Below are 15235 nucleotides of genomic sequence, written 5' to 3' on the forward strand. Positions count from 1 at the left end.
GCCCTGAATCTCATCCCCGTCGCCGACCTCACGCCCGATCAGGCCGCCCAGGAGCTGGCGCGGCTGGCGCAGGAGATCGCCGGGCACGACATCCGTTACCACCAGCAGGATGCGCCGACGATCTCGGACGGCGACTATGATGCGCTGAAGCGCCGCAACCTCGACATCGAGGCGCGTTTCCCCGAGCTGATGCGCGAGGATTCGCCGTCGCTGAAGGTGGGCGCGGCGCGCGCCGCCCAGTTCGCGCCGGTGACCCACGGCGTGCCGATGCTCAGCCTCGACAACGCCTTCGCCGACGAGGAGGCCGTCGAGTTCGACGCGCGTATCCGCCGCTTCCTGCGCCTGTCGGCCGACGAGCCTGTGGGCTACACCGCCGAGCCCAAGATCGACGGCCTTTCCTGCTCGATCCGCTATGAGAGGGGCCAACTGGTCCAGGCCGCGACGCGCGGCGACGGGCGCACGGGCGAGGACGTGACCGCCAACGTCCGCACCGTTTCCGATGTGCCCAAGCAGCTCAAAGGCTCGGGCTGGCCGGATACGATCGAGGTCCGCGGCGAGGTCTATCTCAGCCACGACGCCTTCGCCGCGCTCAACGCCGCCGCGGCCGAGGCCGGCCAGAAGACCTACGCCAATCCGCGCAACGCCGCGGCCGGGTCGCTGCGCCAGATCGATGCGAAGATCACCGCCGCCCGGCCGCTGGCCTTCTTCGCCTACGCCTGGGGGACCTTCAGCCAGCCGTTCGCCGAAACCCAGTGGGAAGCGCTGCAGAAGCTGAAAGCCTGGGGCTTCTCAACGACCCCGCAGAGCGAGCGGGTGGAGAACGCCGCCGGCTTGCTCGCCGCCTACGCGCGGATGGAGGCGGTGCGCCCGCATCTGGCCTTCGACATCGACGGCGTCGTCTACAAGGTCGACCGGCTGGACTGGCAGCAGCGCCTGGGCTTCATCACGCGCACACCCCGCTGGGCGATCGCGCGCAAGTTCCCGGCCCAGCAGGCGCGCACCATGCTCGAGGCCATCGACGTCCAGGTGGGCCGCACGGGCGCGGTGACGCCGGTGGCGCGGCTGCATCCGGTCACCGTGGGCGGCGTGGTGGTCGAGAACGCCACCCTGCACAACGCCGACGAGATCGCCCGCCTGGACGTGCGCGTGGGCGACACGGTGATCCTGCAGCGGGCCGGCGACGTGATCCCGCAGATCGTCTCGGTGGTGCTGGACGAGCGGCCGAAAGGCGCCCAGCCCTTCGCCTTCCCGACCCACTGCCCGTGCCCGCTGCACACCGAGATCGTGCGCGAGACCACCGCGGCCGGCGCAGAGACGGTGGTGCGCCGCTGCTCCGGCGAATTCGCCTGCCCGTTCCAGAAGCTCGCCCATCTGCGCCATTTCGTCAGCCGCCGCGCCTTCGACATCGAGGGCCTGGGCGAGAAGCAGATCGTGCTCTTCACCGAAAAGGGCTGGCTGAACTCGCCCGCCGACATCTTCCGGCTGAAGGACCACCGGGACGAACTGCTTGAGACCGACCGGTTCGGCGAGACCAGCGTCAGCAATCTGCTGGCGGGCATCGAGGCCCGGCGAGCGATCGACCTCGACCGCTTCATCTATGGCCTCGGCATCCGCCACGTGGGCGAGACGACGTCGCTGGCGCTGGCCCGGCACTTCGAGGCCGCCGAGCGGTTCGTGGAGACCTCCAAGCTGGCCGCAGCCCAGATGGCTGGGCCGATGTACGCCGAACTCTCCGACCTCGACGGCCTGGGCCCGACGGCGGTGTCGGCGGTGCTGGAGTTCGCCCGCGCCGGTCAGGGCGTGCTGGCGCCGCCGGAGCTGTCGCTGGACAGCCACTTGAAGCTCGCGATCCCGAAGTTGAATTCCAAGGCCCGCGCGGCGCTTGAGGCGCGTTTCGGCGACTGGGCGCGCTTCGAGGCGGCCGCGCGCCAGGCGGCGGCGGAAACCCCCGGCGACGCCTTCCTCGAAGTGGCCGCGGTGGATGCCGTGGGCGTGGTGGCGGCGCGGATGATCGCGGAATTCTTCGGCGAGGACCACAACCGGGGCCTGGTCGACGACCTCATGGGCGAGCTCAGCGTCATCCCGGCGGCCAGGCCGAAGACCGACACCGCGGTGGCCGGCAAGACCATCGTCTTCACCGGCGCGCTGGAGAAGATGACCCGCGACGAGGCCAAGGCTCAGGCCGAAGGTTTGGGAGCCAAAGTCTCCGGCTCGGTGTCGAAGAAGACCGACCTGGTGGTCGCCGGCCCCGGCGCGGGCTCCAAGCTGGCCGACGCCACCAAGCTGGGTGTCCAGGTGATCAGCGAGGACGAATGGCTGGCGCTGGTCGGCAAGTGAGCCCGCTGCGCGAGCGGCCGACCGTGCGGGTGCTGCTGTTCGATCCCGACGGGCGGATCCTGCTGATGCGCGGGCGCTTGCCCAGCCGCCCGGATGGCCCCGGCTACTGGTTCGCGGTGGGCGGCGGGATGGAGCCCGGCGAGAGCCTGGAGCAGGCCGCGGTGCGCGAGCTGGCCGAGGAGACCGGCTTCGCCGGCGTCGCGCTCGGGCCCGTGGTCTGGACGCGCGGCGGGCCGCTGACGCTGGCGGACGGCGAGACGATGATGTTCCGCGAACGCTATCTGGTCGGCCGCTGCGCCGGCGGCGAGCCCAGCCGCGACGGCTGGGATGCACAGGAACGGGCCCTGGTCGACGACCTGCGCTGGTGGACGGCGGAGGATCTCGCCGCCTGCACCGAGGTGATCTACCCCAAGGAGCTGCCGAGCCTTGTGGCCGACGTCGCCATGGGGCGATATCCGGATGAGCCCTTGACCCTCAGTTGGGCCTGAGGCGCAAACGGTCGAACCTCAAACGGAGCCTTCCCCATGATCGGTCTTGCCCTGACCTTGGCGCTCGCTGCGGGCGACGCCGCCGATCCCCTGGCCCCGGCCTGGTCCGGCAAGGTCCAGTGCTACGCGCCCGACGCCGCCCGGAAGACCTGCGTCTCCATCGGCGGCTACACCCGCGGGCCAAACGGCGCGATCGACAACCGGGCCGTGGTCCTGGTCGCCAAGTCGCCGCTGATCGTGATGGAGACCCACACGCCGGTGAGGCTCAAGGCCGGCGGCGCGGTCTGCGGGCCGATGACCCAGCACGACATCGAGATCGCCGCCTTCAAGATCAACGGCGCCCCGGCCAAGCCCGAGGAGGCCCAGCGGCTGCGCGCCGTTTTGATCCAGCAGATGGCGCCGATGTTCGGTCACGAAGCCTGCACCACCTTCACTTCGGCCGGCGACCACTTCACGGCCCACGCCACCGACAACGGCAAGCCGATGGGGCCGGACATGACGGTCACCTGGGTGTCGGAGCCTGAGTACCGAGTGGCGCCCTAGCTAGCTGGCCTTGGCCGCCCACTGGTTCTTGGGCGCCGGCGCCACCGGCTCGTCGGCGGCCAGGCCGTAGAGCCAGCCCTGGGCGTAGTCGACGCCGGCGCGGCGCACCGCATCCTCCACCGTCGAGGTCTCGACCATCTCGGCCAGCGTCTTCATGCCCAGCTCGCGGCTCATGTCGACCATGTGCTTGATGAAGGTGGCGTTGCGCGAGCCGAACTGCAGGTCGCGGATGTAGCGGCCGTCGATCTTCAGCACGTCCAGGTGCATCTGCTGCAGATAGGCCAGCGAGGACGCGCCTGCGCCGAAGTCGTCCAGACACACCTCGCAGCCGGCCCCGCGCAGCACCTGCAGGTGGCTGTCGGCGAGCTGCAGGTCGTCGATCGCCGCGCTCTCGGTCAGCTCGAACATCAGGCGGCCCTCGATCTCCGGATGGCCCTGGATCAGCCGGATCGCGCGTTCGATGTAGGCCGGTGAGATGATCGTGCGGCCGGAGATGTTCACCGCCAGCTTCAGGCCGGGCTGCGGCGCCATCACGTTCACGGCGCGCTCCAGCACCGCGAAGTCCAGGGCCTCGATCAGGTCCAGCTCCTCGGCCATGCGGATCTGCGGGAAGGGGCTCTCGTCCTCGCCGAAGCGGACCAGCACCTCGAAGTGGTGCACCGCGCGGCTCGTGAGGTCGACCACCGGCTGGTAGGCCAGGCGGAAGGTCTTGTCGCTGATCGCCGCGCCCAGGGCGCCGGCCTCGCTGAGCGCCTTCTCCAGGGCCAGGTTCAACGCCTCACTGAGGCTGGCCGGCATGTTGAAGTCGGCGCCGTCGCGCGAATAGCCGTCCAGGGCGTAGCGCAGGGCGCGCAACACCTGCTGCGGTCGCTCGATGCCGCCGACCCCCATCGCCTTGGCGGCCGGCGCGATCGGCGCCTCGGTGACCTTGCCCATCAGCCGGCCCAGGCGCGTGGCGAAGGCGTCGGGCGTCTCGCCCTTGGTGCGGACCAGGGCGAAACGGTCGTGATCCAGCTCCGTCGCCGCCGCTCCGCCCCAGGCCTGGGCGCGGAGCAGGGCGGTGAGCTGGCTTTCCAGCTCTTCGCGCGCGCCCGGCGTGCTGCTGTCGCGCGCCGCGGAGAGGCCGGTCAGTTCGACGAAGCTGAGCTCCAGCTCCTTGCCGGCGCCGTTGGCGACGCCCAGCAGGTCGCGGGTCAGGACCTCGAAGGCGGCGCGGTCGGCCAGGCGGCCCTCGAACAGGGCAGGCTCGTAGCGGGCTTGGGCCAGCGCACAGGAGACCGCGCCGGCGTTCTGCGGCAGGGCGAGCGCGGTGAGCGTCACGGCCCGCTCCGGCGCGGCCAGGCGCACCAGCACGGGGCCGGCGCGGCGGCCAGGCTCCAGGCCCTCCAGCAGCATGGTCAGCATGCGCCGGTCGATCGGCTCGATGAAATCCTGCCAGGCGCGGCCGGTGAGCGCGGTTTCCGCCGCGCCGGACAGCGCCTCGCTGGCGCCCATGGCGAAGGTGATGACGCCGTCGGGCCCGATCTCCACCAGCAGATCGGCGCTGGCGAAGGCGAATCCCAGAAGCCTGTGAGGCTTGAGCGACAATGGGCGGCCCTTCGCGTGAAGGGTCATCCTACCTCGGCGGCCTTAACTTGCCGTTTCGCGGCTCACCACCGGGGCGAGAAGATGTTCTCGATGCCCTGGAACAGGAAGTCGCCGGCCGCCACGCCCACCGCCATCTGGCCGGCGTTGCGCAGGAAGCCGCCCAGGCCGCTGTTGGCCGCAAAGGGGCTGGACTGCACCGGCGCGCCGCCTTGGCCGGCCCACGGCGAGGCGTACTGCGGCTGCGGCGAGGCATATTGCGGTTGGGCCTGCTGCGGCAGGAAGGACGAGCCCTGGCCGGAGAGCTGGGCCTGGGCGGCGTGCAGGGCCTGGTCGGCCAGGATGGCGTGCTGGACCAGCAGGTAGACGGCGTCGGGGTTCGCCCGGACGGTCTGCTGGATCATGCCGTCGGCCTCGGCGTCCTTGGTCACGTTCGGCGTGCGGGCGAGGTCGGCGAGAAAGCTTTGCAGGATGCTGCGTTCGTCGGGGGTCACGGGATCGGTCTCCTTACAGGCCCCGAGCCATAGCACGCCGGCTCCGGCCTTTGGACCTGTCCCTCAGCGCCTGGGATCCTCCGGTGGCGGCCCGGGCGACGCACGTGGCGGCGCGGCCTCGTCAGGGCGCGCCGCGCCAGCGGACCCCGGGACCGGATCGCCGAGAACGGGACCATCGCGGCGGGGCCCGGACGCGTCGCGATCGGCGTCCCTGCGGTCGGTGTCCCTTTGATCCGCGGCCTGGCGATCGGGGGCTGCGCGTTCGGCGGTCCGGGCGGCGGCGGGCGCGGCGTTTTCGGGGGCCGCGGCGGCCTGTTCGGTCTTCTCCGGCTTCTTGTCCATGCCGAGCAGCTTCTTGCCGGTGCGCACCACCGCCGATCCGATCGGCGCGCCGATGGCGCCGGCCGCGATGCCGCCCACCGGGCCAGCCACGGCCGTGCCTGCCACCTGGGCGGCGAGGCCGCCGGCTACGCCGCCGGCGGCTTCACCCAGCTTCGGCTTGGCCTTCGCCTTGTCGCCATGGTCGTCCGCAGCGGGCGCGGGCGGCGGCGCAGGGTCGCCGGGCTGGGGTCCGCGGTCCTCGGAGGGGCGCTGGGCTTCATCGGGACGCCGGTCCGGCGCGTCACGCGGCGGCGCGGGCTGATCCAGCGCCGGGTCGTCGACGGGCGGCGGCGCTGCGGCGGGCGGCTGCGCCAGGGCGGCGGCGGGCGCCAGCAGCATCGCGGCCAGGCCGCTCGCCAGTATCCTGCGCATGGTGGGCTCCTTCCAGGAACGACGAGGCCCAGGAACGCCGGGGCGCGGCGGAGGTTCTGGCGCCGCTTGGCCCGATCCGGCCCGACGGGCCCCCCGGACGCTAGGACCACGGGGGGACTCGCACGATGCTCCGTCGGACGAGGGAGTGACGGATGGCGGAGACGAAACCCCTGGGTTTGCGCAGGCTGCTCGGGCCGCTCGCGCCGCGGCCGCGGCTTTCCATCGGCATCCTGGTGGGCCTGGTCGTGGGCGTGGGCCTGACCTGGGTCGCGCCGCAGATGCAGGCGTTCACCCAGCTGATCCTGGGCTGGGACGCGCTCTCGGGGACCTTCCTGGGCCTGATGTTCTTCAACATGGTCCGGCACACGCCCACCGACATCCGCGCGCAGGCGGCGATCGACGACGAGGGCCGCGGCGTCATCCTGGCCCTGGTGCTGGCCGCCGCCGCCGCCAGCGTCTGGGCGATCAGCCTGGAGCTGTCGCTCGCCAAGGAGGCGCACGGGGCGCTGAAGGCCGCGCACATCGTGCTGGGCTTCCTGACGGTGGTGGTGTCCTGGCTGATGGTGCAGATGATCTTCGCCCTGCACTACGCCCACGAGTTCTACGGGGTGGACGAGGACGATGGCGCGCGCGACGCCGGCGGCATCGAGTTCCCAGGCCACGAGGACCCGGACTACTGGGATTTCTTCTATTTCTCGGTGGTGATCGGGGTGGCCTGCGCCACGGCGGACGCCAATATCGCGTCCAAGGGCCTGCGGCGGCTCAGCACCGTCCACTGCCTGATCGCCTTCGCCTTCAATACGATCATCGTCGCCCTCACCATCAACCTGACGGCGGGGTTGTTCTGACGCCTGGAGAGGGGAGGGAGCCGAAACCCCCTCCGCCAGGTCCTAGTCGTCGACGCGAAGGTTCGTCGCGGAGGTCTTGCCGCTGCGACGATCGGCTTCCAGGTCGAAGGCCACGTGCTGGCCTTCGTTCAGCCCGCGCAGGCCAGCGGCTTCCACCGCCGAGATGTGCACGAACACGTCCTGTCCGCCGTCCGCCGGCTGGATGAAGCCGAAACCCTTGGTGGGGTTGAACCACTTCACCGTGCCGGTGCCGGAGCCGGCCGGATCGCCCGCCGGACGACCACCGCCGCCGCCGAAGCCACCACCGCCGCCACCGCGCGGACGGTCGAAGCCGCCACCGCCGCCGCCGCGCGGACGGTCGAAACCGCCACCGCCGCCGCCGCTGCGGGCCGGAGCTTCACCGTGACCGGTGACGACCAGCTGGCCCGCCGAAAGCTTGCCGGACCGTCGGTCCTGCTCGAGTTCGAAACTGACCAGGTCGCCCTCGTTCAGGCCGCGAAGGCCTGCCTGCTCGACCGCTGAAATGTGGACGAAGACGTCGCTTCCGCCGTCGTCCGGTTGAATAAAACCAAAGCCTTTCGCGGTGTTAAACCACTTGACCGTGCCGCTCGCCATTCGCCTGACCTAACCGATATCAAGTTGTCTCGCGCCCCAGAATTGGACCGCCCGGGCGCCGATTTTGGCGAACCGTGAAAGCTATGTAGCTGGCGAAATCGCGGTAGGCCAGCCGCGCCGTGACATAAGCGCGCAATCGGCCTATTTCAGCGCCCCTTCGAAGTGTCACACGAGACCACCGGAACACCCCGTTGAAAAGCATCTGCATCTATTGCGGCTCGGCGCCGGGAAACGATCCGGCCTTCCATGCCGAGGCCGTCAACGCCGGGACCTTGATCGCCCGGGCGGGGCTGACGCTGGTCTACGGCGGCGGCAAGGTGGGCCTGATGGGGGCGGTGGCCGACGCGGCCCTGGCGGCCGGCGGCAAGGTGATCGGCGTCATGCCGGCCGACCTGGTGAACCAGGAGATCGGCCACCGGGGCCTGACCGAGCTGCGGGTCGTGAATTCCATGCACGAGCGCAAGCGGGGCATGGCCGAGCTGGCCGATGGCTTCCTTTGCCTGCCGGGCGGGCCTGGCACCTTCGAGGAGATCTTCGAGCAGTGGACCTGGGCCTTGCTGGGCTTCCACGCCAAGCCCTGCGGCTTCGTCAATGTGAACGGCTACTACGAGCCCATGCGCGCCACGGTGCAGCAGATGGCCGACAAGGGCTTCCTGGCCCAGCAGTACGTGGACATGCTGATCTACGCCGACGGCACGGCCCAGGCCCTGGACGCCTTCCGCGCCTACGTCCCCCCGCCGCCCAAGTGGGGCGTGGCGCCGGTCGAGCAGCGGTACTGAACACCCAAGCAAACACCCCCCCTGACGGGGAGGGACAGATTGCGCAGCAATTCAGGGGGGAAGCGAGGGTCAGGATGCTGATTCAGCACGCCAGCCCATACTTCCCCACCCGTCTCGTTTCACTCGCCACCCTCCCCATGTGGGGAGAACGTTTTCGCTAGTAGCTGCGGTCGATGTGGACCTGGTCGCGCAGGGTGTCCAAGCGGGCCTGCAGAGCCGACTCGTCGCGGTCGCTCAGGCGGCCGTCACGGCGGCGGTCGCCTTCCTCGCGCTTGATGTCGTCCAGGGTGTTCATCGCCATGCGGGCGTCGCGGCGGTCCAGGCGGCCGGCGTCGCGGTCGCTGGCGATCCTGTCGCGCATGCGCCCGATCCGATCGTCGATCGAGATGGTGTTGGCGCGGCTGGTGTAGGCCGCGTCGGCCGCGTAGCCGGAGACGCCCGGAGGCGGCCCGTCGATCCAGGCGCCTTCGCGGTCATAGTAGCCATAGGCCACCGCCCGGTCGGCGTGGTTGTCGTGCCAGTTGCCGTTGTTGTCGTAATAGCCGTAGGCGTGGACGCAGTCGTGCGGGCCCTTGGCCAGGTTCGAGCCCACGGCCGCGCCGGCGACGCCGCCGATGATCGTGCCGCCGGTCTTGCCGCCGTGGCTGGCGACCGCATTGCCAAGCAGGGCGCCGCCGATGGCGCCCAGGATGGTGCCCGCGGCGCGGCCGGCGCTGCGTTGCTGGCAGGTTTCCTGGGCCATGGCCAGGGACGGGATCAGCACGACGGCGCAGACGCCGGCGGCCAGGATGTTCTTACGCATGATGTTCTCCTCGCAGAGGGGCTCAGTCCCTCGGTGTGTCGGGGCCGGAAACGTTGGCCGACGGACGGAGGTTCCGCTTGGCGGCGGGGGCGACTAGGGTCACACCGCCTGTGTTTGGGGAGCGATCCATGCGGAAGATTCGAGGACTCTTGGCCGGTGTCGCGGCCGGTTTGGCGTTGGCCGGGAGCGCCGCGGCCGCGCCCGATTTCCAACCGCACGACTACACGATCAAGGACTTCCACTTCCGCTCGGGCGAAACCCTGCCGGAGCTCAAGCTGCACTACTACACCCTGGGCAAGCCGGCGAAGGACGCGGCCGGCCATGTCACCAACGCGGTCATGGTGCTGCACGGCACCGGCGGCTCGGGACGCCAGTTCCTGGCGCCGCAGTTCGCCGACGTGCTGCTGGTCCCGGGCGGGGTGCTGGACCCGGCGAAGTACTTCCTGATCTTCCCCGACGACATCGGCCATGGCGGCTCGTCCAAGCCGTCGGACGGGATGCACATGCGCTTCCCGCACTACGACTACACCGACATGGTCGAGGCCGAGCACGCCATCGTCGAAAAGGCCCTGGGGGTGGAGCGGCTGCGCCTGGTGATGGGCACCTCCATGGGCTGCATGCACAGCTTCATGTACGTCGAGATGTTCCCCGACGGCGCCAAGGCGGCCCTGCCGCTGGCCTGCCAGGCCATGGCGCTGGCCGGCCGCAACCGGCTTTGGCGCGAGATCGCCATCACCTCGATCAAGGCCGACCCGGCATGGGAGAACGGCGAGTACAAGGCCGAACCGCAGCTCGGCCTGCGCGGGGCGGAGAACATGCTGATCCTGGCCGGCGCCTCGCCCTGGCCGCTGCAGCTCCAACTGCCCACCCGCCAGCAGGTGGACGCCTGGTACGCCGAACAGCTGCCCCAGCGGCTCAAGAACGCCGAGGCCAACGACCTGATCTACCAGCTTGAATCCTCGCGGAACTACGATCCGGAGCCGGACCTGGCGAAGATCAAGGTTCCGGTGACCTGGATCAATTCCGCCGACGACTTCATCAACCCGCCGGAGATGCCGATGGCGGCGGCCGACGCCAAGAAGATCAAGCTCGGCAAGTTCATCGTCATCCCCGCCGGTCCCGACACCCACGGCCACGGCACCCACACCTGGGCGAAGTTCTGGCAGAAGGACCTGGCGGACCTCCTGAAGCGGTCCGGCGGCTAGGGCGGTCAACCCGGAAACCGACCTGGCGAACGTCGGCAAGGGGTGGGAAGCGGTCGTTCCGAGCGCTCTTGCACGAAGCTCCCGCGCTATGGACCAATGGCCGGCCTGGGTCGCAAATTGGAGCTCGCGTGCCTTCGCCAGACCTTCCGGTTCTTACGTTCGGAGACGCCGAAGCCTTCGAGTCCTGGCTCGCAGATCAGCCGGAAACAGCCGCCGGCGCTTGGCTGGCGTTCGGCAAGCCTGGCGCGCCGCAAGCGACGCTCAGCAAGTCGGACGCGATCGACAGCGCGCTCGCCTATGGCTGGATCGACGGGCAGCTCGGGCGCGTGGACGAGCACTATTACAAGGTCAGGTTCACGCCGCGTAAGACCCGCAGCGCCTGGTCCCAGATGAACCGGGAGCGCGTGGAGCGCCTGATCGCCGATGGTCGAATGAAGCCCGAAGGCCTGGCTGAGGTGACGCGCGCCAAGGCCGACGGACGTTGGGACGCGGCCTACGCGCCCCAGGGCCGCGCGAAGCCGGACCCGGACCTTCTGGCCGCCCTCGATGCGCAGCCTGAGGCGCGCCGGTTCTTCGACAGTCTCGACGCCGCGAACCGCTACGCGGTGCTTTATCGCGTCCACCAGGCAAAGGGGTCGGAGCGCCGCGCCGCGAAGATCGCCGAGATGGTGGCGCGGCTTGCGTCAGGGGAGGCCTTCCATCCCCGCCGCGGCTAGCCCGGCGTCAACGCCGGCCCTAGCTCGTCGTGCTCACCGTCCAGGTGGCGTCCTCGATCTCCTCGTGGGCCTTGAGGGCCGTGGTGATGGCGTCGAGGTCTTCGGCCCTGGCGCTGGTCGGCACGAGGGTGGCGGCCAGTTCGACGATCTCGTCGCCTTCGGAGACCACCTCCACCTCGCGCACCGGGTACTGGTAGCGCTCCAACGCCTCATGCAGCAGGTCGCGGGCGCTGGGCGCCTCGGCCGGCGCGCAGGTCACGTGCACCTGGTAGAGGGCCTCGGTCTCGCCGGGCTTGATCGGGCGGCGGTTCACGTAGTCGACCAGCGGCCGCAACAGGGTGTTTCCGGCCAGGACGAAGGCGGCCACCGCCGTCGCCTCGCCCAGCAAGCCCGCGCCGGCGAAGGCCCCGACCGCCGCGGTGCTCCACAGGGTGGCGGCGGTGTTGAGGCCGCGTACCTGGGCGCCCTCTTTCATGATCACGCCCGCGCCCAGGAAGCCGATGCCGCTGACCACATAGGCCACGATGTTGGCCTCGCCGCCGGCCTGGGTCAGCCGGTCGCCCAGGTGGACGAAGGCCGCCGTGCCCACCGAGACCAGCACCATGGTCCGCAGGCCCGCGGTGCGCTGGCGCACCTGCCGCTCCAGCCCGATGAGCGCGCCCAGCCCGAAGGCTGCGCCCAGGCGCGCGAGCGTGGTCAGGAACGGTCCGAGATCGGCAGCGGCGTCCATCGCGCCCCTATAGCAGCGGTTTGCCCTGCGCGCTTCAGCGCACGAAGCTGGCCCCGTTAATGTCGATCACCGCCCCGGTCATCGACGCCGGCGCCTCGAGCGCCAGATAGGCCACCGCATTGGCCACCTCCTGCGGGTCGGCCACCTTGCCCAGCGGGATGTCGGCCAGCAGCTTGTCGCCGCCGCGGCTGGCCAGATAGTCCTCGGCCATGCCGGTCATGGTGAAGCCAGCGCAGACGGCGAAGGCCAGCACGCCCTTGCCGGCATAACCCCGGGCGATGGACTTGGTCATGGCCACCATGCCGGCCTTCGACGCCGCATAGTGCCAGTGGGCCGGCGAATCCCCGCGATAGGCCGCGCGGCTGGCGACGTTGACGATGCGCCCGCCCACCCCACGCTCACGCCAGTGCAGGATCGCGCGGCGGCTAAGGTCGGCCGAAGCCTGCAGGTTGATCTGTATCGTCCGCCCCCAGGCGGCCTGCCAGGCGTCGGCGGGCGCGTCGTCGGCGATCGGCTCGAAGACCCCGGCGTTGTTGACCAGCACGTCGATCCGCCCGTCCAGCGCCGCCAGCGCCCGCTCCCACAGCGCGTCGGCCGCGCCCGCCTGGGCCAGGTCCGCGCCCAGCACGCCGGGACCGTCGGCGCGTCCGTGGCCCGTGAAGCGGACGCCGCGGTCGCCGAGGGTGGCGGCGATGGCGGCGCCGATGCCGCGCGTGGAGCCGGTGACGAGGATATGGGGCTGGTCGCTCATAGCCTCCTCCTAACGTGACGCTCCGCCGCCGCCAACGGCGTTGCCGAAAGCGCCCGGCGATGCGCATGATCTCCTTGTTCGGCGAACCAGCCGGTGACTTGAGGCGCAGGCGCGCCTGGATGGAGGGCGTCTTGAAGATCCGAGCCATGGTCCTTTCGGCCGCCGTCGTGGCCAGCCTGGCCGCGCCGGGCCTGGCGTACGCCCAGCTGCAGGGCGACGACGCCCAGGCGACGCCCGGCACCCGCTTCAAATGCCAGGACGGCGGGGAGCTGATCGCCCGCTTCGACAGCCGCGGCGCGCGCCTGGTGGCCATCGTCGACGACGGCCTGGGCCCGCCGCACGCCCTGCCGATCAAGCCCTGGACCGGCGGGCCGGTGCAGCTCACCTGGAGCGATGGCCAGCGCACGCTCACCTGGAGCCCCGGCGTGCAGATCATGTGGATGAACGGCGACGGCGCCCACCACATGTGCGGCCGCGAGGGCGGCCACCACCACTAGCCGCAACGGAATCGGGGAGCAGGCCATGCGCGGTCTTCGCGGAGCGCTGGCGGCGCTCGCCGGCCTGGTCGTCAGCCTGACCGTCGCTGTCGCAGGCGGCGCGACCGCCGCGCCCGGATCGCGGATCACCGCCGTCGAAATCTCGGACGTCGCGCCGGCCGGCGCGTTCAAGGGCGTGAGCTATGTGCGCGTCAAGGGCGTGGTCCACGGCGCCGTCGCGCCCGGCGAGGACGTGGTCGGCCTGGCCGCCCTGCCGAAGGCGCCGGACGGGCGCTACGCCTGGTCCTCGGCCTTCGAGCTGATTGCGCCCGCCGCCGGCCAGCCGGCCAACGAGGTGGTCTACGTCGACTCCGAGAACCGCGGCTCACCGGTGTCGCTCTCCGCGCTCTCGGGCTTCCTGCAGGCCCACGCCACCTCCTACGCCCACGTGCAGTGGCAGGCGGGGATTTCGCCGGGCGTGCCGACGGCCGCCCAGGGCGTCGGCCTGGTGGTCATGCGCGACTTCGCCCGCTGGCTGGCGGGGCGGACGCCCGACGCGGCGGTGAGCGGCCCGAAGGACGCGGAAGGCTGGAAGCTCGCGCCCTATCGCAAGCTGATCCTGGGCGGCATCTCGCAGAGCGCCTGGCTGGTGGACGACGTGATCGCCGAGGGCTTCAACGTCGACCCGGCGACCAAGACCCGCGTGTTCGACGCCGCCATCGCGGTGGATGGCGTGGGCGAGTGGCTGGCGATCAACCGCCTGGCCGCCGACCGTGGCGCGCAGCCCCGGCCCTATGTGGACCCCCATGGCGTCCCGCTCAGCCGCCAGCAGCTGCTGAAGCGGCCGAACACCGATCCGGTCTATGTGGACATCGCCAACTTCACCGACTTCTACCGCCTGCGCGCCGGCCTCACCTCGACGGACTATTCGGCCCCGGGCTTCCGCCGCTACGACTTCCCCAGCCCGCACGCGGTGGGCAATCCGCAGCGGGCCGGTCGCTGCAACGGCGGCCAGCCGCTCACCTTCAACACCGTCCGCTACGCGCCCTACATGCGCGCCCTTGTGCTGGGGCTGGAGCAGGCGATCGGTGTCGCCGCGGCCAGGGACGCCCACCCGTTGCCGCCCAGCCGCGTCTTCGCGCTCGGGCCGGCGCCGCAGGGCGTCGCCTGGTTCAACCCGTTGCCGGGGGTGACGGTGAAGACCCCGGTGCTGGACGCCGACGGGTGGCCCAAGGGCGGGGTGCGGTTCCCGGAGGCGGACGCGCCGCTCGGCCGGCCGTTCCCGCCATCGGTCTCGCCGGTGGACACCACCTCCATCGACAACACCTGCGGCAATCTGGGCGGCTTCCAGCCCTTCGACCGGGCCGCCCGCGCCGCCCACGGCCTCTCCGACGCCGACGCCTATGTGCGCCGCTATTCCGCCAGCCTCGATCGGCTGGTCGCCGAGGGCTTCCTGCTCCGCGAAGACACGCCGGCCATGCTGGAGGCGGCCCGCACCGCCTACGCCAGGCCCTAGGCGGCGAGCGCCGTCCGGCGGCGGCGGGTGCGCAGCAGCGCGCCCAGCCCACCGAAGCCCAGCAGCATCAGGCTCCAGGTCGCCGGCTCCGGCGCCGGGAAGAACTCGACCCCGCCCAGGCCGCCCAGGTTCTGGATGCGGGTCAGCGAGTCGGGGCTGACCATGCTGTTGAAGTGGCCCCCGACATTGAGGTCGAAATAGCCGCCGAAGATCTGGAACACGCCCCCGACGATCTGGCCGTTCTGGACGTCGAAATCGTTCTGGTGGACGTCGATGTCCGGCTGGTGGAGGTCCACGGCGAGGAAGCTGGCGTAGTCGAACAGGCTGAACGGCGTCGGCGGCAGGTCGAGGACGCCCGGCGAGACGAAGGTCACCTGCACGTCGCTCGCCTGCTGGTCGAAGGTGTTGTCCTGCAGGCCGATGATCGTCCCGATCGCCTGGCCCGGCACGATGGTCGCATCGCCCAGGTTCAGGTCGCTGTCGAAGACGAAGGTGAAGTCCAGGGCCTGGGCCTGGGAGGCCAGGGCGGCCGCGGCCGCCGCGCCGGCGATGAGAAGCTTCCAGTTCACGTCCGAACCCCCGTCTCTTCAGCCTCGTC

The 15235-nt window shown here is 70.8% G+C and carries 17 protein-coding genes and 1 pseudogene; 9 read left to right on the forward strand and 9 right to left on the reverse strand.

The annotated features are described in order from the left end of the window. The first annotated feature begins 3 nt into the window (after window positions 1-3). The 3 genes from ligA to VGL85_RS21630 are packed head-to-tail and all read left to right on the forward strand — an operon-like array spanning window position 4 to window position 3368. Window positions 4-2337 carry an NAD-dependent DNA ligase LigA gene (ligA, locus tag VGL85_RS21620; RefSeq protein ID WP_331591156.1) on the forward strand — a complete coding sequence of 778 codons (2334 nt, stop codon included), beginning with the start codon at window positions 4-6 and terminating at the stop codon, window positions 2335-2337. Then, window positions 2334-2825: an NUDIX hydrolase gene (locus VGL85_RS21625; RefSeq protein WP_331591114.1), complete on the forward strand. Its 492-nt coding sequence runs from the start codon at window positions 2334-2336 to the stop codon at window positions 2823-2825. The genes ligA and VGL85_RS21625 overlap by 4 nt, the downstream gene beginning before the upstream one ends. Before the next feature lie 36 nt (window positions 2826-2861). Then, complete coding sequence (locus VGL85_RS21630) at window positions 2862-3368, forward strand: hypothetical protein (protein ID WP_331591115.1); 507 nt, start codon at window positions 2862-2864, stop codon at window positions 3366-3368. Here VGL85_RS21630 and VGL85_RS21635 read toward each other — a convergent pair whose 3' ends face one another. From VGL85_RS21635 to VGL85_RS21645, 3 genes are all read right to left on the reverse strand, one after another. Next, a complete protein-coding gene (locus VGL85_RS21635) occupies window positions 3369-4955 on the reverse strand; it encodes an EAL domain-containing protein (RefSeq protein ID WP_331591116.1) in 1587 nt (528 codons plus the stop codon). Between the two features lie 62 nt (window positions 4956-5017). Next, window positions 5018-5446, reverse strand: a complete 429-nt coding sequence (locus VGL85_RS21640; protein WP_331591117.1) for a DUF2076 domain-containing protein — start codon at window positions 5444-5446, stop codon at window positions 5018-5020. 63 nt (window positions 5447-5509) lie between these two features. Further along, window positions 5510-6199, reverse strand: coding sequence for a hypothetical protein (locus VGL85_RS21645; protein ID WP_331591118.1), 690 nt, complete (start codon window positions 6197-6199; stop codon window positions 5510-5512). Between the two features lie 152 nt (window positions 6200-6351). Between VGL85_RS21645 and VGL85_RS21650 the strand changes: the two genes are divergently transcribed. After that, the gene (locus VGL85_RS21650) at window positions 6352-7047 is read left to right on the forward strand and encodes a DUF1345 domain-containing protein (RefSeq protein WP_331591119.1); all 696 of its coding nucleotides are present in this window, start codon (window positions 6352-6354) and stop codon (window positions 7045-7047) included. A gap of 42 nt (window positions 7048-7089) precedes the next feature. On the opposite strand, the gene VGL85_RS21655 is transcribed toward VGL85_RS21650, so the two are convergent. Continuing rightward, complete coding sequence (locus VGL85_RS21655) at window positions 7090-7287, reverse strand: cold-shock protein (protein ID WP_331591157.1); 198 nt, start codon at window positions 7285-7287, stop codon at window positions 7090-7092. 177 nt (window positions 7288-7464) lie between these two features. Continuing rightward, a pseudogene (locus VGL85_RS21660) lies at window positions 7465-7662 on the reverse strand (cold-shock protein); the annotation flags it as partial. Between the two features lie 191 nt (window positions 7663-7853). On the opposite strand from VGL85_RS21660, the gene VGL85_RS21665 reads away from it, so the two are divergent. Then, window positions 7854-8441, forward strand: a complete 588-nt coding sequence (locus VGL85_RS21665) for a TIGR00730 family Rossman fold protein (protein WP_331591120.1) — start codon at window positions 7854-7856, stop codon at window positions 8439-8441. 157 nt (window positions 8442-8598) lie between these two features. On the opposite strand, the gene VGL85_RS21670 is transcribed toward VGL85_RS21665, so the two are convergent. After that, window positions 8599-9243 carry a glycine zipper 2TM domain-containing protein gene (locus tag VGL85_RS21670; protein WP_331591121.1) on the reverse strand — a complete coding sequence of 215 codons (645 nt, stop codon included), beginning with the start codon at window positions 9241-9243 and terminating at the stop codon, window positions 8599-8601. 128 nt (window positions 9244-9371) lie between these two features. Between VGL85_RS21670 and VGL85_RS21675 the strand changes: the two genes are divergently transcribed. Continuing rightward, on the forward strand, window positions 9372-10448 hold the full coding sequence (locus tag VGL85_RS21675; protein ID WP_331591122.1) for an alpha/beta fold hydrolase: 1077 nt from the start codon (window positions 9372-9374) through the stop codon (window positions 10446-10448). 68 nt (window positions 10449-10516) lie between these two features. Continuing rightward, window positions 10517-11164 (forward strand): YdeI/OmpD-associated family protein, encoded by a 648-nt coding sequence (locus tag VGL85_RS21680; protein WP_331591123.1) that lies wholly within the window; start codon window positions 10517-10519, stop codon window positions 11162-11164. Between the two features lie 19 nt (window positions 11165-11183). On the opposite strand, the gene VGL85_RS21685 is transcribed toward VGL85_RS21680, so the two are convergent. Continuing rightward, a complete protein-coding gene (locus tag VGL85_RS21685; protein WP_331591124.1) occupies window positions 11184-11894 on the reverse strand; it encodes an MgtC/SapB family protein in 711 nt (236 codons plus the stop codon). A gap of 34 nt (window positions 11895-11928) precedes the next feature. Next, the gene (locus VGL85_RS21690; RefSeq protein WP_331591125.1) at window positions 11929-12645 is read right to left on the reverse strand and encodes an SDR family oxidoreductase; all 717 of its coding nucleotides are present in this window, start codon (window positions 12643-12645) and stop codon (window positions 11929-11931) included. A gap of 146 nt (window positions 12646-12791) precedes the next feature. Between VGL85_RS21690 and VGL85_RS21695 the strand changes: the two genes are divergently transcribed. Beyond that, window positions 12792-13142, forward strand: a complete 351-nt coding sequence (locus VGL85_RS21695; protein ID WP_331591126.1) for a hypothetical protein — start codon at window positions 12792-12794, stop codon at window positions 13140-13142. Window positions 13143-13167: 25 nt separating this feature from the next. Beyond that, window positions 13168-14637 (forward strand): alpha/beta hydrolase domain-containing protein, encoded by a 1470-nt coding sequence (locus tag VGL85_RS21700; protein ID WP_331591127.1) that lies wholly within the window; start codon window positions 13168-13170, stop codon window positions 14635-14637. Here VGL85_RS21700 and VGL85_RS21705 read toward each other — a convergent pair. Continuing rightward, entirely contained in the window at window positions 14634-15206 is a 573-nt protein-coding gene (locus tag VGL85_RS21705; protein WP_331591128.1) for a PEPxxWA-CTERM sorting domain-containing protein, read from the reverse strand. The two genes, VGL85_RS21700 and VGL85_RS21705, sit on opposite strands and share 4 nt — an antisense overlap. Window positions 15207-15235 lie beyond the last annotated feature (29 nt).

Origin of the sequence: Phenylobacterium sp., from assembly GCF_036501465.1 — a bacterium.
Lineage (GTDB): Bacteria > Pseudomonadota > Alphaproteobacteria > Caulobacterales > Caulobacteraceae > Phenylobacterium.